Source organism: Variovorax sp. HW608 (genome assembly GCF_900090195.1).
Classification (GTDB): domain Bacteria; phylum Pseudomonadota; class Gammaproteobacteria; order Burkholderiales; family Burkholderiaceae_C; genus Variovorax.
Genome location: NZ_LT607803.1, coordinates 6,399,325 through 6,425,935, shown reverse-complemented (window position 1 = coordinate 6,425,935; position 26,611 = coordinate 6,399,325). Strand labels below are relative to the sequence as shown.

Here is a 26,611-nt window from a genome sequence, read left to right as displayed (position 1 = left end):
TGGCGGTTCAGGCCTGGCGCGTCCGCGCCCGGCGGACAGGCATCCGATGGCCCCGCCTGGACGCGAGGTGAAGGTAGAAGAAGCGCTTCGCGATCTCCACCAGCACCAGATAGGTCGCCACCATGCCCGCGAGCCAGGCCAGGAAGACCGTCGGCGGCGGCTCCAGGTGCACGAGCCGGCCGAGCGGCGCGTAGGGCAGCGCCAGGGCAACGGCCACGACGGCCAGCGAAGTGCCCGTGAGCATCGCGCCGGGCCGGCTGCGCCAGGGCCGGTCGCGCGTGCGGATCACGAAGATCACGAGCACCTGGGTGATCAGCGACTCCATGAACCACCCGGTGCGAAAGAGCGTGGCATCCGCGTGCAGCACGCCGAGCAGGACCCAGAAGGTCAGCGCGTCGAAGGCCGAACTGATCAGGCCGAAGAGCCACATGTAGCGCTGGATGAACCCCATGTCCAGCGTGCCGGGTCGGCGCAGGCCCTGTTCGTCGACGCGGTCCAGCGGGATCGCCGCCTCCGACATGTCGTAGAGGATGTTGTTGAGCAGGATCTGCGTCGGCAGCAGCGGCAGGAAGGGCAGGAACAGCGCGGCGCCCGCCATGCTCAGCATGTTCCCGAAGTTGGAGCTCGTGCCCATCATGATGTACTTCATCACGTTGCCGAAGGTCCGCCGGCCTTCGAGCACCCCGGCGTGCAGCACGCCGAGGTCGTGGTCGAGCATCACCATGTCGGCCACTTCGCGCGCGACGTCGACCGCGGAATCCACGGTCAGGCCCACGTCGGCCGAGCGAAGCGGCGGCGCATCGTTGACCCCGTCGCCCAGGTAGCCCACCACGTGGCCGCGCGCCTTCAGCGCGAGGATGATGCGGTTCTTCTGCGTCGGATTGACGCGGCAGAAGAGGTTGGTCCTCTGCACGCGCGCGCGCAGCGCGGCCTCGTCCATGGCGGCGATCTCGCGTCCCGTGAGCACGCCGGTCACCGGAATATGGAGCAGCTGGCACAGGTGCTCGACCACGAGTTCGCTGTCGCCGCTGACGATCTTCACGGCGACGCCGCTTCGGGACAGCGCCGCGAGCGCTTCGCCTGCGCCGGCCTTGGGCGGGTCGATGAAGGCCGCGAAGCCGGCGAACACCAGGTTGCTTTCGTCGCGCACGTCGGCGTGCGGATGATCGGGCGCCACGTCGCGCCACGACACACCGAGAACGCGCAGGCCCTGCCGCTCCAGCTCGCGGCATTGCGTGCGCAGCCGCTGCCTCGCGGGGTCATCGAGTGGCACCCGCGAGCGGCCGCCGTCGACTTCGTGATGGCTGCATGCGGCGATGACATCGTCCGGCGCACCCTTGACGACCAGCCAGCGCGCGTCGCCGCGATCGACCAGCACCGAAACCCGCCTGCGCTCGAAATCGAAGGGCACTTCATCGATCTTCTTCCACGGCCCAGCGTCGATCTCGCGGGCGAGGATGGCCTCGTCCAGCGGGCTCTTGAGACCGCTCTCGAAGACGCTGTTGAGGTGGGCCAGCATCAGCACGCGCTGGCTGTCCCGCCCCTCGGGATCGATGCAGCGCTCGAGGCTGATCCGGGCCTCGGTCAGCGTGCCCGTCTTGTCGGTGCACAGCACATCCATGGCGCCGAGGTTCTGGATCGCGGGCAGCCGCTTGACGATGACGCGGCGCTGCGCCATGCGCAATGCGCCGCGCGAGAGCGTGACGGTCACCACCATCGGCAGCAGCTCGGGAGTCAGGCCCACCGCCAGCGCGACGGCAAACAGGAAGGATTCGAGCAGCGGCCGGTGCAGCACCAGGTTGACCAGCATGACGAACAGCACCATCCACAGCGTCACGCGCACGAGCAGCATGGCGAAGCGGTGCATCCCCGCTTCGAACGCGGTCGGCGGCGGCTCCGACTGGATGCTGTGGGCCACTTCGCCGAGCGCCGTGGCGGCGCCCGTCGCCATGATGCAGACGCGCGCACTGCCGGACACCACCGTGCTCCCCATGAATACCGCGTTGGAGGCCTGCTGCAGCTCCGTCGCGCCGCGATCCAGTTCGCCCGGACGCTTCTCGACGGGATAGGACTCCCCGGTCAGCAGGGCCTGGTTGACGAAGAAGTCACGCGCCTCGATCAGCCTGCCGTCGGCCGGGATCCGCTCGCCCGCGGCGAGCAGCACGACGTCGCCAGGAGCCAGCTGCGCCACCGGCAGTTCCTGCTGCCGCCCCTCGCGAATCACCGTGGCGCGCAGTGCCACCGATTCGCGCAGCTTTTGCGCCGCGCGGTTGGCCCGATGTTCCTGGACGAAGTCCAGCGTGACGCTGAGCAGCACCAGCGCCATGATGATGAAGAAGTTGGCAGCGTCGCCGGTCGCGGCCGAGACGGCGCTGGCGGCCAGCAGCACGAGCACGAGCGGGTTGCGAAAGCGTTCGAGGAACTGCAGCGCGAGCGGACGCTCGTTGTGCGCCTCCAGCGTGTTGGGGCCGTGCCGGGCCAGCCGCTCCTCAGCCTCGGACCGGGACAGCCCTTCCGTCGCCGCCGGTGCGGGATCGACCCACCAGGCGGAAGAAGGTTCGGGAGAGCCCACGGCGCGGCTAGGCGGGGTCTGCGCCGGGGTGCCGGACGAGCAGGACAGGCACCGGAGCGGCGCGCACGACCAGTTCCGCATCGCTGCCCAGCGTCAGGCGGCTGACGCCCCGGCGTCCATGCGTTCCCATCACGATCAGGTCGCAGCCGGTGGCCTTCGTTTCCGCGAGCACGATGGTGGCAATGCGCGCCCCCGTCACCTCGCGCAAGGCGACCTCGGCCTTCACGCCGGACTTGGCCGCGAGTTCCTGCGCGTCGGAGAGCAGTTTCTCGCCGTAGTCGCGCAGCGTCTGCAGCACGTTGCCGTAGGCAGCGACATCCGTCAGCTCCCCGAGCATCGGGAAATCATCGATCACATGGAGCAGGTGCAGGCTGGCCTTCTGTTCTGCAGCCAGGCGAATGGCTTCCTGCAGGCCCTGTGCCGCAGTCTTGCTGCCGTCGATGGGGACGAGGATACGGTGGTACATGGCTGAGCCTTCCTCTAGGTCGACGCCGCTGCTTCACCTTGGGACGCGCCCTCGGGCGCGCGCACCAGGAGGACCGGAACGGGCGCCGTGCGCAGGATGTTCTCGGCGCTGCTGCCGAGGAACAGCCGCTTCGCTCCGCGGCGTCCATGGGTGCCCAGCACGATCAGATCGGCAGGCCAGCTCGCGGCTTCCTTCGTCACGAGCTCGTGCACCGGTCCGTCCAGGTTGTCGCGCAGCACCGTCTCGACGGAAATGTCGGCCGCCTCGACCTTCTGCAGGCAATCCTGCAGCAGCTTGGCGCCGTTCTCGCGCAGCACGCCCAGCCAGTCGCCGGTGTAGCCCGCATAGCCATCCGTCGCGAGCGCGTAGGACAGCTCGTCGACGACGTGGATCAGGCGAATTCGACCGTTGGTGAGCCGCGCCATCCCGATGGCCTGCTCGAGGCCCTGCATCGACGTCGCGCTGCCGTCGACGGGAACGAGGATCTGCTGATACATGGAAGACTCCTTGCGCTGGTGTCCAGAAACATTCAGTATCCGCCCGCAGGGCACCGGACCATTGACGCCGCGCAAATCGCGAGCGTTGTCATGGTGTCGTGCGTCAGGCCTGACGGCAAGAAGAAGGAGACACGATGCGCATCCGGTTTCTCGGTGGAACCGACACGGTCACCGGGTCGAAGTACTTGCTGGAGCACGCGGGCCGCCGCCTCCTGGTGGATTGCGGGCTGTTCCAGGGCCTGAAGCAATTGCGCCTGCGCAACTGGGAGCCCTTGCCGGTCAAGGCCTCCGAGATCGATGCGGTCTTGTTGACGCATGCGCATCTCGATCACAGCGGCCTCGTTCCGCGCCTGATCAAGCTGGGCTTCAACGGCCCCGTCTATGCCACGCAGGCGACGCGCGATCTGTGCGAGTTGCTGCTGCCCGACTCCGGCCACCTGCAGGAGGAGGAGGCCGATTACGCCAATCGTCACGGCCATTCCCGCCACAAGCCCGCACTGCCGCTGTACACGGAGGACGATGCGCGTGCGGCCCTCGAACGCTTCGAAGTCCTGGATTTCGACAAGACGCATGCCCCCTGGCCGGGCTGGACATGGCGACTGCGACGCGCCGGGCACATCCTCGGCGCTGCGAGCATCCACCTTGCCTGGGAGGGCGGCAGCATCCTCTTTTCCGGCGATCTGGGCCGGGATGACGATCTGGTGATGCGCCCGCCCGAGCGGCCGGAGCCTGCCGACTACGTGGTCATCGAATCCACCTATGGCGATCGCCTGCATGCCAAGGTCGACACCTTGTCGGCGATTGCAGAAGTGATCGACCGGACGGCCGCGCGGGGCGGCATCGTCGTGGTGCCGGCCTTCGCGGTGGGCAGGGCCCAGACACTTCTGCACTGCATCCACCTGCTCAAGGCGGCGCGCCGGATTCCCGACCTGCCGGTGTATCTCAACAGTCCGATGGCAGCGGATGCGACGCACATCCTGCGGCGTCATTCGGACCAGCATCGCCTCGATGCCGCGCAGTGTGCCGCGCTGAGCAAGGAGGTGAAATTCGTCAACACGGTCGAAGAGTCGAAGCGGCTGAACGGGCTGAGCTTTCCGTCGATCATCATCTCGGCGAGCGGCATGGCGACCGGCGGGCGCGTGCTGCACCACCTGGAAGCGTATGCGCCCGATCCGAGGAGCACGATCCTCTTCGCCGGCTACCAGGCCGCCGGGACCCGTGGCGCGGCGATGCTGGCCGGGGCGAGGGACATCAAGATCCATGGCGCCTATGTGCACGTGCGCGCCGAGGTGGTCGGGCTGGACATGCTCTCGGCGCATGCCGATCGCAGCCAACTCCTGGCCTGGCTGGAAGGATTGCCGGCGCCGAAGCGCGTGTTCGTGACGCACGGCGAGCCGGTCGCCGCCGACGCGCTGCGCCTGGCGATCGAAGAGCGGTTCAACTGGCAGGCCGGCGTGCCGGACTATCTGCAGACGGTGGCCCTTTGATTCCCGCGCCGTCGGCTCAGGGCATGTACTTGCCGCCGTTGATCGACAAGGTGATGCCGGTGATGAAGCCCGCGTCCTCCGATGCGAGGAACACCACCGCGCGCGCGATCTCGGCAGCCGTCGCGAGGCGGCCGACCGGCACGGTCTTGAGGATTCCTGCGAGCACCTCGGGCGGCACCGCGCCGACCATGGCGGTGTCCGTGTAGCCGGGCGCGATCACGTTGGCCGTGATGTTGCGCGAGGCGCCCTCCAGGGCGAGGGACTTCGTGAAGCCGATCATCCCCGCCTTGGTTGCCGCATAGTTGCACTGGCCGGCCTGCCCCGCGAGCCCGTTGACGGAACCCATGTTGACGATGCGTCCATGGCGGCGCTCCCGCATGCCTTCGATGACAGCGCGGCACATGTTGAAGCAGCCACCCAGGTTGACGTCGATCACTTCGCGCCAGTGCGCGTCCGACATCTTGTGCAGCATGGCGTCGCGGGTGATGCCGGCGTTGTTGACCAGCACGTCGACGTGGCCGAGCTCGGCTTCCACGCGGGCCACGCCCTCACGGCATGCGACTGGGTCGGCCACGTTCCATGCAAACGCAGGAATGCCCGTGCACTCGGAGAGGCGACTTGCGTCTCTTCATGGGGGGCAGTGCGAGAGGCTGATATGACCGCGCGCCGGCGGGAGGCCGCTCGCTTGACCTAGCGCAAGCCCGGAGTCGAGAAGAAGGCGAAAGATGTCAGCAGGAGGTGTCTTTAGAGATGTCGGCCAAGAAACTGCTGTTTCGCGAGGAGGCTCGCGACAAGATCCGCCGTGGGGTCGATACCCTGGCCGAGGCGGTCAAGGTGACGTTGGGGCCAAGAGGGCGCACGGTGGTGCTCGACCGCGAGTTCGGCGCGCCCCAGATCGTCAATTCCGGCGTGGTCGTCGCGAAGTCGATCGAGCTCGAGGACCGCTTCGAGAACATGGGCGCACAACTGATGCGCGAAGTCGCCGCGCGCACCAGCGAGATGGCCGGCGACGGCACCACGACGGCCACCGTGCCGCTGGAAGACGTCGCGGTGCTGCTGTACGACCAGAAGCTCTCCGGCCTGCAGGAGCTCGTGCCCTTGCTCGAGTCGAGCTCGAAGGCCGGGATGCCCCTGCTGGTCGTCGCCGAAGAGGTGGATGCCGATGCCTTGGCGACGCTGGTCGTGAACAGCATCCGCGGTGTGCTCAAGACCTGCGCCGTCAAGGCGCCGGGCTTCGGCGACAGGCGCAAGGCGATGCTGGAAGACATCGCGCTGGTCACCGGCGGGCAGGTGGTCTCCGCCGAACTGGGCCTCACGCTCGAGAAGGCGAAGCTCGAGCACCTCGGCCGCGCCCGCCGTGTCGTGGTCGACAAGGAGAGCACGACCATCGTCGGCGGGGCGGGGGATGCTTCCGCCATCCGCGACCGCATCGTGATGCTGAAGAAGGAGCGCGAGAAGCTTGCCAGCGACTACGACCGCGAGAAGCTGGACGAGCGCATCGCCAAGCTGTCGGGCGGCGTGGCGGTGATCAAGGTCGGCGCCGCCACGGAAACCGAGCTGAAGGAGCGGAAACTGCGTGTCGAGGACGCCTTGCACGCCACGCGCGCGGCGATCGAGGAGGGCATCGTTCCGGGCGGCGGGGTCGCCTTGCTGCGTGCACGCAAGGCGCTGCAGGGCGTGACGCTGCCCACGCTCGACGAGGACTCGGGCCTGAAGATCGTGGTGCGCGCGCTGGAGGAGCCGATGCGCCTCATCGTTCTCAATGCGGCGCAGGAACCGTCCATCGTTCTGGACCGCGTGGATGCCCATGCGCAGCCGAGCTTCGGCTACAACGCGGCGCGCTGCGAATATGGCGACATGCTTGCGATGGGGGTCATCGACCCGGCCAAGGTGACGCGGCTCGCGCTGCAGAACGCGGGTTCCATCGCAAGCCTGATCCTCACGATCGACTGCATGGTGGCCGATGCGCCGAAGAAGGAACTGCCGCCACCCGGCGTGCCCTCGCCCGACATGTTCTGAGGCGGTCACGGCCGCCGCCGCGGCGCCGGCAGCGTGACCATGTCGGTGTCGAGATTGAGGGGCAGCGTCATCGGAATCTCCTGGCAAGCAGATACCCGGCCGGCCCGGCGGGACCGGAGCCCGGGGCCGGCACCTGCGCTTACTCGATGAGAATCTTCGAAGCGGTGGCGGGCGCCTTCTTGGGGAGTTCCAGCGTCAGCACGCCATCGGCGTACTTGGCCTGCACCTTGGTGTCGTCCACGTCCTGGCCGAGGCTGAAGGTGCGCGAGATCGAGCCGTAGTAGCGCTCGCTGCGCAGGACCTTGTCGCCCTCGCCGCGGGTTTCCTTCTCGCTCTTGGTCTCGGCATCGATGCTGACGATGTGGCCCTCGACCTTGATGCTGATGTCTTCCTTCTTCACGCCGGGGATGTCGGCCTTCACGTTGAAGGCCTTCTCGTTCTCGGTCACGTCGATGCGCATCTTCAGCGGGGCGGGCTCGCCCTCGAAGACGGCGGGGGAGAGGAAACGGCGCAGCGCCGTTTCGAAGTCGTTGCCGAACACCGGGTCCAGCAGTCTCAGGCTGTTCATGATGGCTCCTCAGGATCGAAAGTGGATGATCAAGCGTGGCTACTTTGAACCGCGCAAAATTCAATGTAGGCCGCTGCAGGAGCGAGCGGCTTGATCTGGCTCAATCGCTCGCGTGAACCCGGTTTCGACAATGCCGACATGAAACGATGCTGCACGCCCGTCCTGGTCCTCGCGGGCGCCATTTGCTTCTTCTTCTCGACTGCGACCCTGAGTGCGGCGCTGCCGTCCCCCCAGGAATTGACCGCGGCCTACCGCAGCCAGGTGGACCGCGCATTCGCCGTGCCCGCGGGCGAAGTGCGGCGCTATCGGAGGCTCGCCGAGACGGCCCTGCGCGACGCGCAAGCGGACTTGTCCAGCGCGCAGTATTTGCTCGTGGTCGATCGCGACCCCAGGGTGCAGGCGGCGCTGCTGTTCTGGCGCTCGGAATCCGGCGACTACCGCTTCATCGGCGCATCGCCGGTGTCCACGGGACGTCCCGGTACCTTCGATCACTTCGAGACGCCCGCGGGCGTGTTCGAGCATTCGCCATCCAATCCGGACTTTCGCGCCGAGGGGACCTTCAACAGCAACGGGATCCGCGGCTATGGCCGAAAAGGCATGCGGGTGTACGACCTCGGCTGGCAACGTGCACCGAAAGGCTGGGGCGATCGCGCGACCATCGACATGCGGCTGCAGATGCACGCGACCGAGCCCGATTCGCTGGAGCATCGCCTTGGCAGCGTGCAGTCCAAGGGCTGCGTCCGCATTCCGGCCACGCTGAATACGCTCCTGGACCACTATGGCGTGCTGGATGCCGAGTACGAGCGGCTTGTGGCCGACGGCCAGGCGCCATGGGTCCTGAAGGAAGACCGCGAGACGGTTGCCGACCCCGGTCGCTATGTCGTCATCGTGGACAGCGGCCTGAAGGCGCGGGCGGCCTGGACCGTCTCGCCGAAAGCGCCGCAGGGACACGCACAGGGCGGGTGAAACTTGACGCGCCGCAAACTCAGCAGTGCGCTGCGCGGCGACGATCGGGCGATGGATCAATCCCGTGTTTGCCCTGCCGGTCACGGACCGGCTGTCATGGATCTGCCGCTCAAGCAGTGGATTGCACAGCTTGCCAACGGCATCTCTCCCGCTTCGCTCGCGCAGGCGCAGTCGGACTGGCTGGTGCACCTGCTGGTGTCGCCGGCGAAGCAGGCCGAGCTGTCGGCGAGCGCACTTCGCAAGTCGCTGGCGTGGTGGCTGGCCCTCGTGTCGAGCGAGCACGATGCGCAGGCGGATGAGGCCATGGCCCGACAGGACAGGCGATTCGCGCACAAGGAGTGGGCAGAGCCGCCCTTCGACGCAATGGCTCGTGCCTTCCTGTCGGCTCAGCAGTGGTGGGAGGAGGCGACGCATGGTGTGCGCGGTGTCTCGAAGCACCACGAGGATCAGGTCGCCTTCGTTGCGCGCCAGTGGCTGGACATGCTGTCGCCGTCCAACTTCGTCGCGACCAATCCGGAGGTGCTGAAGCGGACGCTGACGACGGGCGGCGCCAACCTGGCGAACGGATTCGTCAATTGGGCGCGCGATGCGGTGACGGTCGCGGGCAATGGCAAGGCCCGCGGCGTGGAGGACTTCCTGCCGGGCCAGGCCGTGGCGCTCACGCCGGGCAAGGTCGTCATGCGCAACGAGCTGGCCGAGCTGATCCAGTACGAGCCCGCAACCGCGACCGTTCTGCGTGAGCCCGTGTTCATCGTTCCGGCATGGATCATGAAGTTCTACATCCTCGACCTCACGCCGCAGGATTCGCTGGTGAAGTACCTCATCGAGAACGGCCACACCGTCTTCATCGTGTCGTGGCGCAACCCGCGAAGCGAACAGGCGGGCCTGGGAATGGAAGACTACGTCCGGCGCGGTGTGCTCGATTCGCTCGCCACCATCCGGTCGCTGTATCCGAAGACCGGCATCCATGCGGCAGGCTATTGCCTCGGCGGTACGCTGCTGGCCATCGCCGCGGCACTGCCGGAATGCCGGGACGTGCTGCGGACACTGACGCTGTTCGCGGCGCAGACCGACTTCTCCGAGCCCGGCGAGCTGGGGCTCTTCATGGACGAGAGCCAGGTGGCCTTTCTCGAGGACCTCATGACGGAGAACGGATACCTCGACGGCAGGCGGATGGCCGGGGCTTTCCAGCTCATCAATTCAAAGGACCTGGTGTGGTCCAAGCTGGTGCACGAGTACCTGATGGGCGCCACCACACCGATGACCGCGCTGCGCGCATGGAACGCCGATGCCACACGCATGCCCGCGCGCATGCACGCGGAGTATCTGCGGCATCTGTACCTGCGCAACGATCTGGCCGAAGGCCGCTTCTGCTGCACCTCGCGCGACCCGGTGGACCTGTCGCGGATCAAGGTCCCGATGTTCGCCGTCGCGACCGAGAGGGATCATGTGTCGCCGTGGAAATCCGTCTACCGGGTCCATCGACTCGTCGATTCCGACATCGACTTCGTGCTGACGTCGGGCGGCCACAACGTGGGCATCGTCAACCCGCCGCAGGGGCCTGCCGCGCATGCGGCCGCTTCATACCGCCAGATGCACCACGCTGCGCACCAAGCTCCGGCGGAGCCCGACGACTGGCTCGCCGGCGCGCAGCGATTCCAGGGCTCGTGGTGGCCGGCGTGGACGCATTGGCTGCGCGAGCACTCGAGCGGAGAAACCGCGGCGAGGGCCGTCCGCAGCGTCACGATCGACGGACGGATCGTTCCCGCGCCGGGCGCGTACGTGCGAGAGTCCTAGCCGGCGCGTGACGGGAATCGCGGCCCGAGTGCTGAGTTGACGCGGCGCAAGGCGGCGCGCCCAACCAGGGCGCAGACTGCCGGCGACCAAAGCGTTGAAAGGAACGGCCGTGCAGACCCCGAAGTCCATCCTGCTCCATCTCGACAGTTCGCCGCGCGCCACGGTGCGGATCCAGCTTGCGCGATCCTTGGCCGATGCCTTCGAAGCGGAGGTCACGGGCCTGCCCTGCACCCTGACGGCCCTGATGCGCTATCCGTACGCATTGAGCGCGGCGCCGGATGCGATCTCCATCATGAAGGAGCTCGACAAGGAACGCCGGGACAAGGCACTCGCCCTCTTCGTGGATGCCGCTGCCGGCTCGCCGCGCCTGCATTGGGAAGAAGCCTTGGGCGACGAGCCCTGGGCGTTTGCCCGGCGGGCGCTGTATGCCGACCTGCTGGTCCTCGGCCAGCGCAATGAAGAGGATCCCGACGCGGCGGACCTGCCGCCGGAGTTCGTGTCCAGCGTGCTCGTCGAATGCGGCAAGCCCGCGTTGATCGTGCCCTACGCGGGAACCGTGGCGGCGGTCGGGCAGACCGTCCTCATCGCCTGGAAGGAAACGCGCGAGTCCGCTCGCGCCGTGACAGCCGCGCTGCCCTGGCTCTCGCGTGCGCGCTCCGTGCAGGTGGTGGCTTACGGCGAGGCGGCCGAAGCTTCACTGCGCCGGCTGCAGACCTATCTGCGGACGCAGGGCGTCGATGCCTCGGTACGAACGGGCGGGGTGGACGACGGCGAGATCGGCGAGCGCTTGTTGTCGCTCGCGGCCGATGTGGGTGCAGATCTCCTGGTGATGGGCTGCTACGGTCACAGCCGCGCGCGCGAATGGGTGGTCGGCGGCGCCACCCGTTCGATCCTGCAATCGATGACCTTGCCGGTGCTGATGGCGCACTAGCGCTTGCAGAAGCGCTCAGCCGTCGAGCGGGACGCCGCCGCCGAAGCGTGCGGTCCATCGATCCCAGGCGTCCTGGTAGAGGGCGACAAAGGTCTGCGTCCACTCTCCCATGGCATGAAGCTGCGCTTGCTGGAGCTTTTCCAGCTGTTCCTGGAACAGGTGTTGCCACCCGAGTGCGGAAAGAAGAAAGGCATCCTGAAGATGCGCCTGGGGCGATTCGGAGCTGTTCATACGGGGGTCTCTTCGCTGGTGGGGCTGTGCTCGTTTCCATGCTAGGCGCCTGCGCGGGGAGCCTGTTGATCTGCGTCAACGCAAGCGAGGGCGCTGCGTTGACAGGCAGCGGGCATTGGCGATGATTCTGAGTGCACCCGGTGCCTTCGCACCGGGAATGGAAAGGGGGCCTGCATGGCATCCATTTCACCCAGCCGCCGCGGCGCTGTGGACGGCGCGGCGACCCGGCCTCCATGGGCTTCGATCTGCGTGCTCGCCGCGATGCTGGCCACGCCGTTGACCGTGGCGCAGGCGCAGACGCCGCCGCCCGCGGAACAGGCGCCCGCGGCTGCGCCTTCGAAGCCCTGTTCCGTCTGCGGCAAGGTCGAATCCGTACGTCAGGTCAAGAGTTCGAAGCCGACCTCCGGCGTGGGTGCCGTGGCCGGCGGCGTGGTCGGTGGCGTGATCGGCCACCAGATCGGCAGCGGCAGGGGGCGGACCGTCGCCACCGTCGCCGGCGCGGCCGGCGGCGCCTACGCGGGCAACACGGTCGAGAAAAAGAAGAACGCCAAGACGGCCTACGAGGTCAGCGTGCGGATGCAGGACGGCTCGATGCGCACGGTTCAGACCACGACCGCGCCACCGGTCGGACAGGCGGTCACGCTGAAGGGGGACGTGCTGCAGCCGGCGAGCAGCAAGAAGAAGTAGCCGCCGGGCCTTCGGTGCCTGGCGGGCTAGGTTTTTGTTTCATCCTGCTGCGTCAGATATTTTTCGATGCGCGAGTCGGGCAGGAACCAGAGCGCGGCCATCGCCGTGAGGATGGAGAACGTGGCGATCGTGCTGTACAAGCTGCAGCCCACGGCCAGGGCGTAGACCAGGAGGGAGAGCTTTCCCTTGCGGTCCTTGCCCAGGGTGCTGGCGAGCACCGAGGCTTTGCCCTCCGACGCGATGATGGCGCGCTCCAGCACCCAGTAGGCGGCGGAGCACATGAAAAGCACCAGGGCATACAACGCCGTCGGAAGCGCCAGCAGCCCCGACTTTCCAGCCCAGGTCGTGGTGATCGGAATCATGGTCAGCCAGAACAGCAGGTTCAGGTTGGCCCACATGATCCGGCCGTTGATGCCGCGCACCACCTGGAACAGATGATGGTGGTTGTTCCAGTAGATGCCGACATAGATGAAGCTGAGGACGTAGCCGAAGAAGTGATAGGCCTCGGTCTGCAACCCGTTCCAGGTGAATTCGGCCGGCAGCTGGATCTGATAGAGCATCAGCGTCAGGCTCACCGAGATGACGCCATCGCTGAAGGATTCGAGCCGGCTCTTGTTCATGCTCCGAATCCTGCGTCAGATGAACTGCTTGCGAAAGGACAGGCTAGCCAGGTACAGGACGACCAGCATGAAGGGCAGCACGCTCCAGAACCCCAGGCGCACGTAGAGCACCGCGCCCAGAAACGCGCCGATCACGAAGCCCGCCACGACGCTGCCGCTCTTGAACAGGGCCTGTCCATGCTCGCGGCTGGGCTCGCGCATGAAGTTGGACAGGTCGATGCCGAACTGGGTGGTATTGCCCGTCATGATGGTGCTGGGGCTGATGTGCTTGATCAGCGTCTTGCTCGCCGTGTTGCGGATGGCCAGGGCCATGAGTCCCAATGCGCCGGTCAGTGCCAGGGTGCCTGCATTGGGGTCGCTGAACGGCTCGAACCTGAGGCCCGCCAGCATGAAGCCCGACAGGAACACCGCCTCCGCCACGAACATCCAGCCGATGGTCTTGTGGGACTGGCTGCAGCGGTCGATCCACATCTTGGTGAGCATGACCGTGGCGATGAAGAGCGGTATGGCGCCCAGCTTGATCCAAAGGCCCTCGCCCCCCTTCACGAAGGCCGCGCCGGCCAGCACCAGGTTGCCGGTCACATGGGCCGTGAAGAAGCCCAGCAAGGCGATGAAGCCGATGGTGTCGATGGCGCCACCCACGATGGTGAGCAGGACCGGCGCGCGGCATTGCTCCCAGAGGCCCGGAGCCTGTTCGATGGCCGGTGACGATGAGTTGGAGGCAGTCATGCGTGTACGTCTCCTCTAGGTACTCCAGATATTGGCCGATCGTCCGCGGCCCTCAGTCCGCGGCCCGGCTTGGCTGCAGATCGAGCCAGGCCACGAGCAGAAAGCCGCCGACCAGGCCCAGATGCTCGAAAAAGGAATTGGCCGCCATGAAGCGCTCCTGGCCCGCGGGCAGCTCCCAGAAGCGCAGTGCCAGCAGCGTCGCCAGCAAGGTGAAGCCCGCCAGCGCCAATGCGCCCAGCCAGCGCAGCCGCCCAACCAGGATCAGCGCGGAAGCGCCCAGCTCCAGCACGATCACCAGCACCGCGAACACGGGCGCCGGCGCCAGGCCGAAATGATGCATCTCGCCGATGGCACCCTGAAAATCGCTGAGCTTGACGAGTCCGCCCTGCAGATAGGCTGCGCACAGGCCCAGATAGGCCAGCCAGCGCAGCGCACGGCTGCCGAAGACGGGCCGGGCAATGGGTGCCAAACGGCCTTCGATGCTGAGGTTTGTCATCGCGGCGCTCCTGCTTCAAGCCATCCAGCACGAGCAGCCGAGTGCGCCGAAGAAGCTCTTCGGGTCGGACGCCGGAACACTCGATGCCCATGCATTGGCATGGCTGTGGCCATGCAGGCCGCAGCGGGTGCCACAGGCGCAGGCAGCCATGCTGCGGTAGCGCGCCGGATGGAGCGAATTCCTGCCGGCGCCCTCGGGCTCGCCCCAGGCTGCGTAGCCGCCAAAGCGGCGCACCGGCGACCAGTCGGGCATGGCGGGCGGCAGCGGGTTGTCGTCGAAGCGCTGGAACACGCCCGCACCATAGACCACCCGGCCGCCGACCACGGTGAGGTCGGAAGTGAGAAAGGCGATCTCGTCCTCGGGCACGCCGAAGTAGTCCTTGCTCGGCACGATCAGGTCGGCGAACTGGCCGGCCTCGATGCGGCCGCGACGGCCTTCCTCGCCCGAGAACCAGGCCACGTTCTCGGTCCACATGCGCAGCGCGGTTTCGCGGTCCAGCAGGTTGCGCTCGGGGTACATCTTCATGCCGCCCACGGTCTTGCCCGTCACCATCCACGACAGCGACACCCAGGGGTTGTACGAGGCGACGCGGGTGGCATCGGTGCCGGCAGATACCTTGACGCCCTTCTCGAGCATGCGCTTGATGGGCGGCGTGGCCTCCGCGGCGCGGGCGCCGTAGCGCTCGGCGAAGAATTCGCCCTGGTAGGCCATGCGATGCTGCACGGCGATGCCGCCGCCCAGCGCGGCGATGCGGTCGATGGAGCGGTCCGAGATGGTCTCGGCGTGGTCGAAGAACCAGTTCAGGCCCGCGAGCGGCGTTTCCCGGTTGACCTTCTCGAACACATCGAGCGCGCGCGAAATGGTCTCGTCGTAGGTGGCGTGCAGTCGCCAGGGCCATTGGTTCTGCACCAGGACGCGCACCACGTCCTCGAGCTCGCTCTCCATGTTCGGCGGCATGTCGGGGCGCGGCTGGCGAAAGTCCTCGAAATCCGCGGCCGAGTACACGAGCATTTCGCCCGCCCCGTTGTGACGGAAGTAATCGTTGCCTTGCTTGTATTTCACGCTCGAGGTCCATTGCAGGAAGTCCTGCTTTTCCGCCTTGGGCTTTTGCGTGAACAGGTTGTAGGCGAGGCGCACGGTGATCTGGCCCGCGTCGTCGAGCTTCTTGATCACCTCGTAGTCTTCGGGGTAGTTCTGGTTGCCGCCGCCCGCATCGATCACGCCGGTGACGCCGAGCCGGTTGAGTTCGCGCATGAAATGGCGCGTGGAGTTGACCTGGTAGTCGAGCGGCAGCTTGGGCCCCTTGGCCAGCGTGGCGTAGAGGATGGTGGCATTCGGCTTGGCCAGGAGCAGGCCCGTGGGATTGCCCTGGGCGTCGCGCGTGATTTCGCCGCCGGGCGGCTCGGGCGTGTCCTTCGTGTAGCCCACGGCACGCAGCGCGGCGGCGTTGAGCAGGGCACGGTCATACAGGTGCAGCAGGAACACCGGGGTATCGGGTGCCACGGCGTTGATCTCGTCGATCGTGGGCAGCCGCTTTTCGACGAACTGGTGCTCGGTGAATCCACCCACCACGCGCACCCACTGCGGCGCCGGGGTGACCGCCACCTGGCGCTTGAGCATGTCCATGGCGTCCGCGAGCGAGCGCACGCCGTCCCAGCGCAGCTCCATGTTGTAGTTGAGCCCGCCGCGGATCACGTGCGTGTGGTTGTCGAACAAGCCCGGCAGCACGCGGCGGCGCTGAAGGTCGATCCTGCGCGTCGCACCGTTGGCCAGGGCCAGCACTTCTTCGTCGCTGCCCACGGCGACAAACCGGCCGCCTTTGATCGCCACGGCGCTGGCGACGGGATTGCGCTTGTCCAGCGTGGTGATCTGGCCGTTGTGGAAGATGACTTCGGGCATATCGGTCGGCATGTCGGTGGTTCCTGGTTCCTTGGGGTCGCAAACGAATCTCAGCTGTCGCGCTGCTCGTTCTGGATGGAACGAGTCTTGAGAGCGGTCGAAGTACGCCCAGGCAGTTGCCCCAGTACATGCTCCGTCGCCTGGGTCTTCTCGCAAGCCGTGCCGAAGGCCGTGCCGTGCAGCAGTTGCTTGCCCACGGGAATGACCTGCTCGCCGACCAGAATGCCCAGCAGCCCGACCAGCGCGACCAGCGGCGGGGCCGGCGAGCGCACGTCCAGCAGGTTGTAGATGATGCCGACCAGCAGGCCGGCGCCGAGTGACATTGCATAGAGCTTCATGGTCGGGCCTCCTGCCTGCTGCTTACTTGGCCGGGTTGGGGCCGATGCGCTCGCCATGCTGCACGCGTTCGGGCGCCTTGTGCACCATGGTGTAGGCATAGTCCACGCCCATGCCGTAGCCGCCGGAGTGCTCGCGCACGATGTCGATCACCGCGTCGTAGGTCTCGCGGCGTGCCCAGTCGCGCTGCCATTCCAGCAGCACCTGCTGCCAGGTCATGGGCACCGCGCCGGCCTGGACCATGCGGTCCATGGCGTAGTTGTGCGCATCCAGCGAGGTGCCGCCCGAGGCGTCGGCCACCATGTAGATCTCGTAGTCGCTGTCGTGCATGGCCGACAGGGCGAAGGTGGTGTTGCACACCTCGGTCCACAGGCCCGAGACGATGATCTTCTTGCGACCCTGCGCGGCGTTGGCAGCGAGCGAATCGCGCACGTTCTGATCGTCCCAGGAGTTCATCGAGCTGCGCTCCAGAATCCTCTGCTCGGGGAACACGGCCAGCAGTTCCGGATAGGTGTGGCCCGAGAAGGCCTCGGTCTCCACCGTGGTGATGGTGGTCGGGATACCGAAGGCCTTGGCCGCCTTGGCCAGGCCGACGACGTTGTTCTTCAGGACCTGGCGGTCGATGGACTGGACGCCGAAGGCCATCTGCGGCTGATGGTCGATGAAGATGAGCTGGCTGTTCTGCGGGGTCAGGACTTCGAGGTACTTGCGGTTGGACATGACGGACTTCTCCTTGGCGGGGGGTGGATGAAAGTGAAGGAAAGGGGTGGATCAGTGCACTGCGGCGGCGTCCACCAGCACGATCTCGGTGTCTTCGCTCGCAGTGATGCGGATGCTTTTCTCGGCGTGCATGGCAGCACCGTCGCGGGCAGCCAGTTGCACGCCGTTGACTTCGGCGCTGCCCTTGGCCAGCACCAGGTAGCCATAGCGATCGCCCTCGGCGAATTGGTATTCGGCGCTCTCTCCGGCCTTGAGCGTGGCGCCCAGCACCCGGGCGTCGGCGCGGATCGGCAAGGCGTCTTCGTCGCCACTGGCGCCGCTGGCCAGCGTCACGAAGTGACCTGCGCGGTCGCCCTTGGGAAAGGGCTTGGTGCCCCAGGAGGGCAGTTCGCCCCGCTGGCTCGGCAGGATCCAGATCTGGAAGATGCGGGTGACCCCGGGCTCGAGGTTGTATTCGGAGTGGCGAATGCCCGTGCCCGCGCTCATGACCTGCACGTCGCCGGCCTCCGTGCGACCCTGGTTGCCCAGGTTGTCGCGGTGCGTGATGGCACCTTCGCGCACGTAGGTGATGATTTCCATGTCGGCATGCGGGTGGGGCGGAAAGCCCGTGCCCGGCGCGATGGTGTCGTCGTTCCACACCCGCAATGCGCCCCAGTGCACGCGCTTGGGATCGTGGTATTCGGCAAACGAGAAGTGGTGCTTGGCGTCGAGCCAGCCATGGCTGGCGGCACCCAGGTTGTCAAAGGAACGGCGTTCGATCATGGTGTTCTCCGGTGGCTTCGTGAATGACGATGGAGGCAGTCTAGAAGCCGGGGATCACAATGAAAATATCAATGATGGAATTCCATCCTTTCCATTTTTGACATAGATTCGCAGCAAACGACCTGCCCGGCCAACGTACGCCGCGAGGATGTCGTCCCCAAGACCGATCATGAAAAAACTGCCAGACCTGGAAGCCTGGGCGATCTTTGCCAAGGTCGCGGAAACCGGCTCGTTCGCGCGCACCGCGGCCGAGTTCTCGCTGTCGCAAGCCACGGTGTCCAAGGCCGTCTCGCGGCTGGAAGCGCGCATGAAGGCCACGCTGTTCCACCGCACCTCGCGCCGCATATCGCTGACCGCGAACGGCCATGCAGCGCTGGGGCGCGCCGCGCGCATCCTCGAGGAGGGCCAGGCCGTGGAAGCCGAGGTGGCGGAGCAATCCACGAGCCTGCGCGGCGTGATCCGGCTGTCCGCGCCCATGTCTTTCGGCATCGTGCGGCTGGCGCCGGTGCTGCCCGGCTTTCTGCAGGCCCACCCCGACGTGGAACTGGACGTGAAGTTCAGCGATGAGCAGGCGGACCTGGTGGGTGAGCGCTTCGATCTGGCCCTGCGCATCGCCAACCTGGTGGACTCCAGCCTGCTGGCCCGCGAGCTGTGCAAGGTGCGGATCCTGCTCGTGGGTTCGCCCGCCTACTTCGAGCGCCATGGCCGGCCGCGCCACCCCAGCGACCTGGCCCGCCACAAGGCGCTGCAGTACAGCTACCAGAGCAGCGGCACCCACTGGCGCTTCAAGCATTCCCGGCATGGCGAGTTCACCCAGTCGATGGCCGTGCAGATGCAGGCCAACAATGCCGATGCGCTGACGCCGGCGCTGCTGGCCGGCCTGGGTGTGGCGCTGCAACCCGCCTTCCTGGTCTGGCAGGAGTTGCAGACGGGCGCGCTGGAAGCCGTGATGGAGGAATGGCAGGTCGAGCCGATCGCGCTGCACATCCTGACCCCGCCGGGCCGCAACCGCCCCGCACGGGTGCAGGCCTTGATCGAGCACCTGGCCCAATCCTTCACCAACGAACCTTGGGCCGGGGTAGGGTAGCGAGCGCGGCCCCTCCGCCCTAGGACGCGGCCGACCTCAACTGCGTCTTCATATCTCCCTTCCCTTTCGGCTCGGTCGCCACATCTTGACGCCTTGTTGCGTGTCCCCGCACTGTGGCCTGTCCGAGCGACACGCCCGTGGTGTAGGTCTTGCTCATGAAGTCGATGAAGTTGTCACGGAACTGGCGCGTGTGCGCATGCGCCAGTTCGTCGGCCTTGGCGACGTCCCGCGCTCGGATCGCCTCGAGCATCTCGTCGTGCTCGTCCGTCAACAGGTAGCCCTCGCTGGTCCGTTCGAGGAAATTGAAGTGCATGTGCATCATGCGCCGTCCCTGGTCGAGCAGGCGCTCGTAGAACCCCGCGAGATATGGGTTTTGCCCCGCATGCGCAATGGCCATGTGGAAGTCCTTGTTGGCAGCCGACATGGCCAAGTGATTGCCCGTCTTGACGGCTGTCTCGAATCGCCGCTGCTGGCGCGCAATGATCTTCAGGTCCTCTTCGGTCCGACATTCGGCAGCCAAGCGCGTATTCATGCGCTGAGCGATGTCCAGTGCGTCAACGTATTTCGGAAACGCCGAAAGCTCCAGCGGAGCAACGATCGTGCTGCGATTGGGCAGGGTCACGACCAAGTCCTCGCCGGCCAAGCGGATGAGGGCCTCGCGCACGGGCGAGCGTGACATCTCGAAGCGCTCCGCCAAGGTCGTTTCATCGAGCAGCTGACCGGGCGGCTGCTCGAGGGACAGGATTTCCGTCCTCAGCGCGTCGTAGACGCTCTTCCAGCCCGTGCCCTTGGCACGCTTGACCTCTTCTTCCAGTTCCATTTCTTGCCTCTTCGGGTTCCGAATCAAACATACCCGTGCGGGCAGTGTGTCGACATAGTGTATTCCCTATGCATCTTGCCGACATTGTGCCGACATACTTTCGTGTCGGCAGCGTGCCGACACAAGCTCGGGGCGCCAGCCGGCGCAAGCAAATTCGTTAAAGGAGATAGAGATGTCATTGAAGCTAACGAACCTCGCAGCACGGCTGTTCGCAGTCGTCGCCATTGGCGCCGCCGCCGTGGCCGCCACGGCCCAGACCCCTGCCCAGGGCTATTGGCAAGGGGTTCAGAAGGCCGGCGTGCTGCGCTGCGGTGCCGCTGTCGCGCCGCCGTACGTCATGCGGGACCCCGCAACAGGTGAGTACTCGGGATTCTTCGCGGACCTTTGCCGGCAGTTCGCGGACACCCTCAAGGTCAAGCCGCAGTTCGTGGATACGAACTGGGACAACATCGTTGCCGGCCTGCAGTCGGGAAAGTGGGATATGTCGCTCGCGTTGAACCGTACGCCGGCGCGTGCAATGGCCGTGAATTTCTCGATCCCGGCGATGCAGTACTCGATCTCGCTGGCCTACAACAAGACCAACCCCAAGGTCCAGGCCAATCCGCGGGGCGTTGCAGACATCGACAAGCCCGAGATCACGCTGGCCGTCATGTCCGGAACGGCAGCGGACAAGGCCATTTCGGCAGCAATCAAGAAGGCCAAATTGCTCCGCCTGCCCAGCGCCGACGAGACGCGCCTGGCCGTGATCTCCAAGCGCGCAGACCTGGTCGTGGACGCCGCCGACACCAACCTTCTCTTCGTCCAGTCCAACCCCGATTGGGCGGTGGCGTTCAACCCGTCGCCCGCATTGGCTTCCCAAGGGGTCGCGTTCGGCTTGCCGTTGCAAATGGCGGCCTCCGATGTCGCGGTCGTGAACATCTTCCTGGAGGAAAAGGTCGCCACGGGAGAGGTCGATGCCTTGATCCACAAGTCGGTCGACCAAGTGCTCAAGAGCGTGGCGAAGAAGTAGGGGACCGCCATGCAAGCAATAGCGCCCGACACGGGCGTCAATCGGCGCTCCGTCCTGCAAGGTCAGACCTCCGGAACTACCGCTCGCCAGCACGAGGATTCGACCGTCGTCTCCAGCGCGACCCAGCCCCTCGTGAAGGTGACCGGCCTGCACAAGAGCTACGGGCCGCAGATCCAGGTGCTCAAGGGCCTGGACATCGAAATGAAACCCGGCGAGCGCATGGTGGTGATCGGCCCGAGCGGCGGTGGCAAGAGCACCCTGCTTCGCGTCATGATGGGCCTCGAACAGATCGACCAGGGGTGTGTCATGTTCGACGGCAAGCCCTACATCAGCGTCAAAGAGGGCCAGCGCAAGACCCTGATCGACACCGCGGTCCGCCGAGAGATTGGCATGGTGTTCCAGCACTACACGCTGTTTCCGCACCTGAACGTCGTGGAGAACTTGATCCTTGCGCCGTGCAAGGTGCGCGGTGAGGGCAAGCGGGAGGCCACCGAACGTGCTGAAGGTCTGCTCGCGCGCTTCGGGCTGAGTGCCAAGACGCGCGTCTACCCGAGCCAACTGTCCGGTGGGCAAAAGCAGCGGGTTGCAATCGCTCGTGCGCTCATGCTTGAGCCGAAGCTGATGCTGTTCGACGAGGTCACGTCCGCCCTTGACCCGGAGCTGGTGGCCGAAGTGGAGCAGGTGATCATGCAGCTTGCCGGCCAGAACATGCCGATGATGATCGTGACCCACGACATGTGGTTCGCGAAGCACATTGCCTCTCGAGTCGTGTTCTGCGCCGGCGGGGTCGTCGTGGAGGATGGCCCTCCCGAACAAGTCCTGGGATCGCCGCTGTGCGCGCGGACCAAGGAGTTCATCGACCGCGTTTTCCACATCCGTCAGTGAGGCGCGCATGTCATACGCATTCGACTTTCACTCGATCACGCAAAACCTCGGACCGCTGCTCGAAGGCCTCGTCACGACCGTCGAACTGACGATCGCCGCCAACGTGGTGGGTCTCACGTTGGGGTTCGTGATCGCGATGCTCACGCTCAGCCGCTGGAAGGCGCTTCGCTTGCCGGCCACCTTGTTCGTCGAGTTCTTTCGGTGCACGCCGGCAATCGTTCAGGTGATCTGGATCTTCTATTGCGTGCCGATCCTGTTTGACGTGTATTTCGACGCTATCGCGATGGGTGTACTCGCGCTGGGCCTGAACCTCGCCGCTTTCAACGCGGAGGCCTATCGCGCTGCAATCCAGGCAGTTCCGCGTGAGCAATTGGATGCGGGCGTTGCCCTTGGGCTCAATCCGCTGCAGCGCGTCTTGTACATCGTGCTTCCCAGCGCCGTGCGCACTTCGGTGCCAGTGCTCATCACCAACGGCATCGGCACCTTCCAGCAAAGCGCACTGGTTGCACTGGTCGCCGTTCAGGAATTGATGTACGTCGGCAAGTCCCTGGCGACCGAGTCGTACCGGCCGATCGAGACCTTCACCGTCGTGGCGCTGGTCTATTTCGCGGTCTCCTTTCCGGTGTCGCAACTCGTCGAGTACTTCGAGCGGCGTCGCGGCGCGGCTGGAATTTGAAGGAGTTTCGCCATGAAGACCGATTTCACCATCTTGCTGGGCTTCGAGGCGGCCCTGTTCCAGGGCCTGCTGACAACGCTGAAGCTGACGCTGATCTGCATCCTCCTGGGTTGCGTGCTTGGCTTCTTCGTCGGTTTGGCGCGGGGCTCGAGCAGCCGCTGGCTGCGCGGTATCACCCGACTCTATGTCGAGTTCTTCCGCGGCACCCCGGTCATCGTGCAGCTGTTCTGGATCTTCTTCTGCCTTCCCCTCGTGCTCGGCGTGGAGCTGTCGAACCTCACGTCTGCCGTGATCGCTCTCACCTTGTACATGGGCGCCATTACCAGCGAGACGTTTCGCGCGTCCCTCAGGAGCGTGGGGCGAGAGCAGCTCGATGCGTGCGTGGCCCTGGGCCTTCCGAAACGAGTGCAGGTAGCCAATGTCATCTTGCCCCAGGCATTACTGAGGTCCATCCCGACGCTGCTTTCGAACTGCGTCAGCCTCTTCAAGGAGAGCGCGCTCGTCTCCGCGGTCGGAATGGCCGATCTGATGTTCGTTGGCCAGAACATTTCCAACAACACAGCCCGCCCGATCGAGGTCCTGACGGCTGTTGCGCTGATCTATTTCGCTATCGCGTTCCCTCTCACCCGTGCTGTGACGGGCGTGGAAAGGCGGCTGCTTTCAAAGCTCGCTGCCTGACCTGTTCCCGACTTTCAACCATTCCATCCAGGAGATCATCATCATGAAAATGACCGGCGTCATGCCTGCCCTCGTCACCCCGTTCGACGCGAACGGAAAGATCGACTTCAAGAGCTTCGAGAAGTTGCTGCACAAACTGCGCGCCGATGGCGTGAAAGGGTGGGTGCCATGCGGGTCCACCGGCGAATACAACGCGCTAACGGCTGCCGAGCGCGCCTCGGTCCTCAAGTTCGTCGCCGAGTTCGCCAACAAGGACGAGCTGCTGATTGCCGGCACAAACGCCGGCTCCACCTGGGAAGTCATCGAACACACCCGGTGTGCCCGCGAACTCGGCTACAAGACCGTCCTGCTGTCAGCTCCCTTCTACGCAACCCCGGCTGTCGATGAGCTCATTCGACACTATCAGTCGGTGCTCGATGCCGTGGATGTCGAGATCGTCCTCTACAACTATCCGCCCAAGGTCGGGGTCGAGGTCGGCCTGCCGGTGCTGGAAGCGTTCAAGGACAACCCCCGGGTCATCGGCATCAAGGAATCCAGCGGCAACCTGCTGCGCGCGATCGACATCCGCGCACGCTTCGGCGATCGCTACCAGGTCACGAACGGATCCGATGACCAGACCTTGGACTTCTACCTGTGGGGCGCCACCTCCTGGATCTGCGGTCCGGCCAACTGCATGGCCAAGGCATGCGTGGACTTGGTCAACACCATCGAATCCGGCGACTGGCTCGCCGCGCGCGACAAGATGCAAGTCATCTACGGCGCCATGTCGAGCCTGGAGAGCGGAAAGTTCGTCCAGAAGGTGAAGTACGGCTGCGAACTCGCCGGCACGCCGGTGGGCCTTGCTCGCCAGCCCTTGCTCGAGCTCACGGCCGAGGAGAAGGCGGCCTTCCGCAGAGCCATGGAACCCGTGATCGGTTGATTGCCGTGGCCTCCAGCGGACTCAATTCGGTCACCGTTGTCGGCGCGGGGATTGTCGGCACGGCGGTAGCACTTGAACTCCAGCGCCGCGGAGGCCGGGTGACGCTCGTTGATCGGGACGAGCCTGGCAGGGGCGCGTCATTCGGCAACATGGCGAGTATCGCGGTGACCGAATTCATGCCTTCATCGCGGCCTTCGATGTGGTCGCGCCTGCCGGGCTGGATCCTTGACGCCGAAGGACCGGTCCGGCTCAAGCCGTCCTACTTGCCGCAGCTCACGCCTTGGTTCCTGCGTTTCATTGCTGCGAGTACACCCCGGCGTGTGAAGGAACTGGAGGCCGCAGGCGCTGTTCTGTGCAAGCGGGTCTACGAAGACCTGCTGCCGATGTTGCGGGAGGCAGGAGTCACTGAAATGCTCAGCGAGGAAGGCTGTCTCAGCCTCTACGCCGACGATGCGGAATTCAAGGCCGACCGCGAACATCTGGAGGTCATCGATCGCTTCGGTTTCGAGACACGCATCCTCGAAGGCGAGGCAATCCAGGGTCTGGAGCCGGCGATCAGTCGCCAGATTCGCCGGGCCGTTCTGTTTCCGCAGAACCGCTCCATCAGCAGTCCCTATGGGCTTGTCTGCGCGCTGCTTCGCCGGTTCAAGGAACTTGGCGGGCGGGTCGAGCAAGGAGATGTCGGCGGGTTCGAACGCGCAGGCTCCTCGCTTGCCGCGATCAAGCTCAAGGATGGCCGTCGCCTCGAGGCGCGCTCGGCGGTCATCTGTGCCGGCGCGTACACCGGCAGGCTGTCCAGGATGCTCGGCGAATCGATCCCGATGGAAACCGAGCGTGGCTACCACACGCAGATCATGGCCTCGGGGGTCAGCATGCGGCACTCGATCATCTGGCCTGCCAAGGCTTTCATGGTGACCCCCACCGCTGGCGGAATTCGCGTGGGAGGCACGGTGGAAATGGCCGGACTCGACGCGCCGCCGGACTTCCGACGCGCGCGCGTGCTGGTCAAGCGCGCGCAAGAGGCCTTGCCCGCCTTGCGAGTCGAGCAGCATTCCGAATGGATGGGCCATCGCCCGGCCTTGCCGGACACCGTGCCGGTGATCGGACCGTCTGCGACGACGCAAGGCGTCTTCTACGCGGCAGGGCATGGCCACTTGGGTCTGACCTATGCCGCGACGACCGCGCGGCTGGTCGGCGACCTGGTCAACAAGGTGGCCCCACCGATCGACATGTCGCCCTACCGGGCCGACCGCTTCTAAGAGGGTGCAACATCATGAGAAACGAACTCTTCATCAATGGCGAATGGATCCTGCCCGCCAAGCGCGGCACATTCGACGTTATCAATCCCGCGACCGAGGAGGTGATTCACCATGCCCCGGCAGGCACTGCCGAGGATGTCGATGCAGCGGTGCGGGCCGCGCGCGCTGCATTCGACCATGGCCCGTGGCGACGCACGACCGGCAAGGACCGCGCTGTCTTTCTGAGGGGGTTTGCACGGCTCATCCGCGAGCGACTCGATGAGTTGTCCGAGATGGAAGTACTGGACAACGGCAAGCCTCTGCCCGAAGCAAAATGGGACATCGGGGACGCGGCTGGCTGCTTCGAGTATTACGCGGGACTGGCCGAGGAACTGGATGCGCAGCCGAGCGAGCCTGTCGCCCTGAGCGATGACCGATTCACCTCGAAGATCGTGCGCGAGCCCACCGGAGTCGCGGGCGCCATCATCCCTTGGAACTACCCCTTGCTGATGGCTGCCTGGAAGGTTGCGCCCGCACTGGCTGCCGGATGCACCATCGTCTTGAAGCCATCGGAACTGACGCCGCTCACCGCCCTCGAGCTGGGTACGATCGCCCAGGAGATCGGCCTTCCTCCGGGCGTGCTCAACATTGTCGCGGGACTCGGGCCTGAGGCTGGGCGGCCCTTGTGCGATCACCCGGGTGTGGACAAGCTGGCGTTCACGGGCTCCGTGCCCACCGGCGCAAAGATCATGGCCGCCGCGGCTCGCGACATCAAAAACGTGAGCCTCGAGTTGGGCGGAAAGTCGCCCTTCATCGTTTTCGAAGACTCCGACATTGAGCAGGCCGTCGAATGGATCCTGTTCGGGATCTTCTGGAACCAGGGGCAGGTCTGCTCGGCCACATCCCGTGTGCTCGTCGAGCGGTCGCTCTACCCGCGGCTTCTGGACCGCTTGGTCGAAGAAACGCGCAAGATCCGAATTGGTGACGGCATGAAGGCGGGCACGCTTCTGGGGCCTTTGGTCTCGAGCGCGCAGTACGAAAAGGTGCTCGCTGCGATCGCGCAGGCGGAGCGCGAAGGCGCAATGATCGCGTCCGGTGGCGCCCGCGCAAAAGGCATGGAAGCCGGCTACTTCGTGGAGCCAACCATTCTGGTCGATGTGCCGCTCGAAAGTGCGGCCTGGAAGGAAGAGATCTTCGGACCCGTGGTCTGCATTCGCGCCTTCACGTCTGAGAGCGAGGCGGTTCAACTGGCCAACGACAGCCCCTTTGGCCTTGCTGGCGCAGTGATGTCAAAGGACGAACGCCGCGCCGAAAGAGTCGCGGCGGCACTGCGTGCCGGGATCGTGTGGATCAACTGCTCGCAGCCCACCTTCACGGAGGCACCCTGGGGCGGCTACAAACAGTCCGGGATCGGGCGTGAACTGGGCCGCCGGGGTCTGGACAACTACCTGGAGACGAAGCAGATCACCCGCTACGTCGCCGACACGCCGTGGGGCTGGTACATCAAGTAGGAGCT

The 26,611-nt window shown here is 65.6% G+C and carries 27 protein-coding genes and 1 pseudogene; 14 read left to right on the top strand and 14 right to left on the bottom strand.

The genetic code is table 11. From position 1 onward, the window contains the following. Nucleotides 1–7: 7 nt before the first annotated feature. The 3 genes from mgtA to VAR608DRAFT_RS30375 are packed head-to-tail and all read right to left on the bottom strand — an operon-like array spanning nucleotide 8 to nucleotide 3,535. Nucleotides 8–2,572: a magnesium-translocating P-type ATPase gene (gene mgtA, locus VAR608DRAFT_RS30385; RefSeq protein ID WP_231973014.1), complete on the bottom strand. Its 2,565-nt coding sequence runs from the start codon at nucleotides 2,570–2,572 to the stop codon at nucleotides 8–10. A gap of 7 nt (nucleotides 2,573–2,579) precedes the next feature. Then, a complete protein-coding gene (locus VAR608DRAFT_RS30380) occupies nucleotides 2,580–3,038 on the bottom strand; it encodes a universal stress protein (RefSeq protein WP_088957455.1) in 459 nt (152 codons plus the stop codon). 14 nt (nucleotides 3,039–3,052) lie between these two features. Next, nucleotides 3,053–3,535, bottom strand: coding sequence for a universal stress protein (locus tag VAR608DRAFT_RS30375; RefSeq protein ID WP_088957454.1), 483 nt, complete (start codon nucleotides 3,533–3,535; stop codon nucleotides 3,053–3,055). A 134-nt stretch (nucleotides 3,536–3,669) separates the two neighbouring features. Between VAR608DRAFT_RS30375 and VAR608DRAFT_RS30370 the strand changes: the two genes are divergently transcribed. Then, complete coding sequence (locus VAR608DRAFT_RS30370) at nucleotides 3,670–5,022, top strand: MBL fold metallo-hydrolase RNA specificity domain-containing protein (RefSeq protein WP_088957453.1); 1,353 nt, start codon at nucleotides 3,670–3,672, stop codon at nucleotides 5,020–5,022. Nucleotides 5,023–5,038: 16 nt separating this feature from the next. On the opposite strand, the pseudogene VAR608DRAFT_RS30365 reads toward VAR608DRAFT_RS30370, so the two are convergent. Then, nucleotides 5,039–5,626, bottom strand: a pseudogene (locus VAR608DRAFT_RS30365) (3-oxoacyl-ACP reductase); the annotation flags it as partial. A 146-nt stretch (nucleotides 5,627–5,772) separates the two neighbouring features. Between VAR608DRAFT_RS30365 and groEL the strand changes: the two are divergent. Continuing rightward, a complete protein-coding gene (groEL, locus tag VAR608DRAFT_RS30360) occupies nucleotides 5,773–7,041 on the top strand; it encodes a chaperonin GroEL (protein WP_088957451.1) in 1,269 nt (422 codons plus the stop codon). Between the two features lie 139 nt (nucleotides 7,042–7,180). Here the strand turns inward: groEL and VAR608DRAFT_RS30355 are convergent, their stop codons facing one another. Next, nucleotides 7,181–7,609: an Hsp20/alpha crystallin family protein gene (locus tag VAR608DRAFT_RS30355; RefSeq protein WP_088957450.1), complete on the bottom strand. Its 429-nt coding sequence runs from the start codon at nucleotides 7,607–7,609 to the stop codon at nucleotides 7,181–7,183. Nucleotides 7,610–7,699: 90 nt separating this feature from the next. Between VAR608DRAFT_RS30355 and VAR608DRAFT_RS30350 the strand changes: the two genes are divergently transcribed. From VAR608DRAFT_RS30350 to VAR608DRAFT_RS30340, 3 genes are all read left to right on the top strand, one after another. Next, nucleotides 7,700–8,575: a L,D-transpeptidase gene (locus VAR608DRAFT_RS30350; RefSeq protein WP_157731165.1), complete on the top strand. Its 876-nt coding sequence runs from the start codon at nucleotides 7,700–7,702 to the stop codon at nucleotides 8,573–8,575. A gap of 96 nt (nucleotides 8,576–8,671) precedes the next feature. Further along, nucleotides 8,672–10,372, top strand: a complete 1,701-nt coding sequence (locus VAR608DRAFT_RS30345; RefSeq protein ID WP_231973013.1) for a PHA/PHB synthase family protein — start codon at nucleotides 8,672–8,674, stop codon at nucleotides 10,370–10,372. 109 nt (nucleotides 10,373–10,481) lie between these two features. Then, nucleotides 10,482–11,303, top strand: a complete 822-nt coding sequence (locus tag VAR608DRAFT_RS30340; RefSeq protein WP_088957449.1) for a universal stress protein — start codon at nucleotides 10,482–10,484, stop codon at nucleotides 11,301–11,303. 15 nt (nucleotides 11,304–11,318) lie between these two features. On the opposite strand, the gene VAR608DRAFT_RS30335 is transcribed toward VAR608DRAFT_RS30340, so the two are convergent. Further along, nucleotides 11,319–11,534 carry a hypothetical protein gene (locus VAR608DRAFT_RS30335; RefSeq protein WP_088957448.1) on the bottom strand — a complete coding sequence of 72 codons (216 nt, stop codon included), beginning with the start codon at nucleotides 11,532–11,534 and terminating at the stop codon, nucleotides 11,319–11,321. Between the two features lie 174 nt (nucleotides 11,535–11,708). Between VAR608DRAFT_RS30335 and VAR608DRAFT_RS30330 the strand changes: the two genes are divergently transcribed. Next, nucleotides 11,709–12,221: a glycine zipper 2TM domain-containing protein gene (locus tag VAR608DRAFT_RS30330; protein WP_088957447.1), complete on the top strand. Its 513-nt coding sequence runs from the start codon at nucleotides 11,709–11,711 to the stop codon at nucleotides 12,219–12,221. Nucleotides 12,222–12,247: 26 nt separating this feature from the next. On the opposite strand, the gene VAR608DRAFT_RS30325 is transcribed toward VAR608DRAFT_RS30330, so the two are convergent. The 7 genes from VAR608DRAFT_RS30325 to VAR608DRAFT_RS30295 are packed head-to-tail and all read right to left on the bottom strand — an operon-like array spanning nucleotide 12,248 to nucleotide 17,783. After that, entirely contained in the window at nucleotides 12,248–12,841 is a 594-nt protein-coding gene (locus tag VAR608DRAFT_RS30325) for a TMEM175 family protein (protein WP_088957446.1), read from the bottom strand. Between the two features lie 15 nt (nucleotides 12,842–12,856). Further along, nucleotides 12,857–13,570, bottom strand: coding sequence for a YoaK family protein (locus VAR608DRAFT_RS30320; RefSeq protein ID WP_088957445.1), 714 nt, complete (start codon nucleotides 13,568–13,570; stop codon nucleotides 12,857–12,859). 52 nt (nucleotides 13,571–13,622) lie between these two features. Further along, the gene (locus tag VAR608DRAFT_RS30315) at nucleotides 13,623–14,066 is read right to left on the bottom strand and encodes a DoxX family protein (RefSeq protein WP_088957444.1); all 444 of its coding nucleotides are present in this window, start codon (nucleotides 14,064–14,066) and stop codon (nucleotides 13,623–13,625) included. Between the two features lie 15 nt (nucleotides 14,067–14,081). Continuing rightward, entirely contained in the window at nucleotides 14,082–15,977 is a 1,896-nt protein-coding gene (locus VAR608DRAFT_RS30310) for an amidohydrolase (RefSeq protein ID WP_088957443.1), read from the bottom strand. A gap of 38 nt (nucleotides 15,978–16,015) precedes the next feature. After that, entirely contained in the window at nucleotides 16,016–16,303 is a 288-nt protein-coding gene (locus VAR608DRAFT_RS30305) for a XapX domain-containing protein (protein ID WP_088957442.1), read from the bottom strand. Between the two features lie 22 nt (nucleotides 16,304–16,325). Continuing rightward, nucleotides 16,326–17,021: a hydrolase gene (locus tag VAR608DRAFT_RS30300; protein ID WP_088957441.1), complete on the bottom strand. Its 696-nt coding sequence runs from the start codon at nucleotides 17,019–17,021 to the stop codon at nucleotides 16,326–16,328. Between the two features lie 51 nt (nucleotides 17,022–17,072). Further along, nucleotides 17,073–17,783 carry a pirin family protein gene (locus VAR608DRAFT_RS30295; RefSeq protein ID WP_088957440.1) on the bottom strand — a complete coding sequence of 237 codons (711 nt, stop codon included), beginning with the start codon at nucleotides 17,781–17,783 and terminating at the stop codon, nucleotides 17,073–17,075. 169 nt (nucleotides 17,784–17,952) lie between these two features. Here VAR608DRAFT_RS30295 and VAR608DRAFT_RS30290 point away from each other — a divergent pair, with 169 nt between their 5' ends. Next, on the top strand, nucleotides 17,953–18,870 hold the full coding sequence (locus VAR608DRAFT_RS30290; RefSeq protein ID WP_088957439.1) for a LysR family transcriptional regulator: 918 nt from the start codon (nucleotides 17,953–17,955) through the stop codon (nucleotides 18,868–18,870). Nucleotides 18,871–18,889: 19 nt separating this feature from the next. Here VAR608DRAFT_RS30290 and VAR608DRAFT_RS30285 read toward each other — a convergent pair whose 3' ends face one another. Further along, nucleotides 18,890–19,690, bottom strand: a complete 801-nt coding sequence (locus VAR608DRAFT_RS30285) for a GntR family transcriptional regulator (protein WP_088957438.1) — start codon at nucleotides 19,688–19,690, stop codon at nucleotides 18,890–18,892. A 172-nt stretch (nucleotides 19,691–19,862) separates the two neighbouring features. Here VAR608DRAFT_RS30285 and VAR608DRAFT_RS30280 point away from each other — a divergent pair, with 172 nt between their 5' ends. The 7 genes from VAR608DRAFT_RS30280 to VAR608DRAFT_RS30250 all read left to right on the top strand — a co-directional run bounded on the left by VAR608DRAFT_RS30280 (nucleotide 19,863) and on the right by VAR608DRAFT_RS30250 (nucleotide 26,606). Next, entirely contained in the window at nucleotides 19,863–20,699 is an 837-nt protein-coding gene (locus VAR608DRAFT_RS30280) for a transporter substrate-binding domain-containing protein (protein WP_088957437.1), read from the top strand. A gap of 132 nt (nucleotides 20,700–20,831) precedes the next feature. Beyond that, on the top strand, nucleotides 20,832–21,584 hold the full coding sequence (locus tag VAR608DRAFT_RS30275) for an amino acid ABC transporter ATP-binding protein (RefSeq protein WP_231973012.1): 753 nt from the start codon (nucleotides 20,832–20,834) through the stop codon (nucleotides 21,582–21,584). 7 nt (nucleotides 21,585–21,591) lie between these two features. After that, a complete protein-coding gene (locus VAR608DRAFT_RS30270; protein ID WP_088957435.1) occupies nucleotides 21,592–22,260 on the top strand; it encodes an amino acid ABC transporter permease in 669 nt (222 codons plus the stop codon). A gap of 12 nt (nucleotides 22,261–22,272) precedes the next feature. Further along, a complete protein-coding gene (locus VAR608DRAFT_RS30265; protein ID WP_088957434.1) occupies nucleotides 22,273–22,938 on the top strand; it encodes an amino acid ABC transporter permease in 666 nt (221 codons plus the stop codon). Nucleotides 22,939–22,981: 43 nt separating this feature from the next. After that, nucleotides 22,982–23,857: a dihydrodipicolinate synthase family protein gene (locus VAR608DRAFT_RS30260; RefSeq protein WP_088957433.1), complete on the top strand. Its 876-nt coding sequence runs from the start codon at nucleotides 22,982–22,984 to the stop codon at nucleotides 23,855–23,857. Nucleotides 23,858–23,862: 5 nt separating this feature from the next. Continuing rightward, entirely contained in the window at nucleotides 23,863–25,116 is a 1,254-nt protein-coding gene (locus VAR608DRAFT_RS30255; RefSeq protein ID WP_088959057.1) for an NAD(P)/FAD-dependent oxidoreductase, read from the top strand. Between the two features lie 14 nt (nucleotides 25,117–25,130). Beyond that, entirely contained in the window at nucleotides 25,131–26,606 is a 1,476-nt protein-coding gene (locus VAR608DRAFT_RS30250) for an aldehyde dehydrogenase family protein (RefSeq protein ID WP_088957432.1), read from the top strand. Nucleotides 26,607–26,611: the final 5 nt, after the last annotated feature.

Bases quoted from the DNA above. Each gene is read 5' to 3' on its own strand.
- VAR608DRAFT_RS30380 (WP_088957455.1), bottom strand. From the start codon at position 3,038: ATGTACCACCGTATCCTCGTCCCCATCGACGGCAGCAAGACTGCGGCA.
- VAR608DRAFT_RS30375 (WP_088957454.1), bottom strand. From the start codon at position 3,535: ATGTATCAGCAGATCCTCGTTCCCGTCGACGGCAGCGCGACGTCGATG.
- VAR608DRAFT_RS30370 (WP_088957453.1), top strand. From the start codon at position 3,670: ATGCGCATCCGGTTTCTCGGTGGAACCGACACGGTCACCGGGTCGAAG.
- groEL (WP_088957451.1), top strand. From the start codon at position 5,773: ATGTCGGCCAAGAAACTGCTGTTTCGCGAGGAGGCTCGCGACAAGATC.
- VAR608DRAFT_RS30355 (WP_088957450.1), bottom strand. From the start codon at position 7,609: ATGAACAGCCTGAGACTGCTGGACCCGGTGTTCGGCAACGACTTCGAA.
- VAR608DRAFT_RS30345 (WP_231973013.1), top strand. From the start codon at position 8,672: ATGGATCTGCCGCTCAAGCAGTGGATTGCACAGCTTGCCAACGGCATC.
- VAR608DRAFT_RS30335 (WP_088957448.1), bottom strand. From the start codon at position 11,534: ATGAACAGCTCCGAATCGCCCCAGGCGCATCTTCAGGATGCCTTTCTT.
- VAR608DRAFT_RS30330 (WP_088957447.1), top strand. From the start codon at position 11,709: ATGGCATCCATTTCACCCAGCCGCCGCGGCGCTGTGGACGGCGCGGCG.
- VAR608DRAFT_RS30325 (WP_088957446.1), bottom strand. From the start codon at position 12,841: ATGAACAAGAGCCGGCTCGAATCCTTCAGCGATGGCGTCATCTCGGTG.
- VAR608DRAFT_RS30320 (WP_088957445.1), bottom strand. From the start codon at position 13,570: ATGACTGCCTCCAACTCATCGTCACCGGCCATCGAACAGGCTCCGGGC.
- VAR608DRAFT_RS30315 (WP_088957444.1), bottom strand. From the start codon at position 14,066: ATGACAAACCTCAGCATCGAAGGCCGTTTGGCACCCATTGCCCGGCCC.
- VAR608DRAFT_RS30310 (WP_088957443.1), bottom strand. From the start codon at position 15,977: ATGCCGACCGATATGCCCGAAGTCATCTTCCACAACGGCCAGATCACC.
- VAR608DRAFT_RS30305 (WP_088957442.1), bottom strand. From the start codon at position 16,303: ATGAAGCTCTATGCAATGTCACTCGGCGCCGGCCTGCTGGTCGGCATC.
- VAR608DRAFT_RS30300 (WP_088957441.1), bottom strand. From the start codon at position 17,021: ATGTCCAACCGCAAGTACCTCGAAGTCCTGACCCCGCAGAACAGCCAG.
- VAR608DRAFT_RS30295 (WP_088957440.1), bottom strand. From the start codon at position 17,783: ATGATCGAACGCCGTTCCTTTGACAACCTGGGTGCCGCCAGCCATGGC.
- VAR608DRAFT_RS30290 (WP_088957439.1), top strand. From the start codon at position 17,953: ATGAAAAAACTGCCAGACCTGGAAGCCTGGGCGATCTTTGCCAAGGTC.
- VAR608DRAFT_RS30285 (WP_088957438.1), bottom strand. From the start codon at position 19,690: ATGGAACTGGAAGAAGAGGTCAAGCGTGCCAAGGGCACGGGCTGGAAG.
- VAR608DRAFT_RS30280 (WP_088957437.1), top strand. From the start codon at position 19,863: ATGTCATTGAAGCTAACGAACCTCGCAGCACGGCTGTTCGCAGTCGTC.
- VAR608DRAFT_RS30270 (WP_088957435.1), top strand. From the start codon at position 21,592: ATGTCATACGCATTCGACTTTCACTCGATCACGCAAAACCTCGGACCG.
- VAR608DRAFT_RS30265 (WP_088957434.1), top strand. From the start codon at position 22,273: ATGAAGACCGATTTCACCATCTTGCTGGGCTTCGAGGCGGCCCTGTTC.
- VAR608DRAFT_RS30260 (WP_088957433.1), top strand. From the start codon at position 22,982: ATGAAAATGACCGGCGTCATGCCTGCCCTCGTCACCCCGTTCGACGCG.
- VAR608DRAFT_RS30250 (WP_088957432.1), top strand. From the start codon at position 25,131: ATGAGAAACGAACTCTTCATCAATGGCGAATGGATCCTGCCCGCCAAG.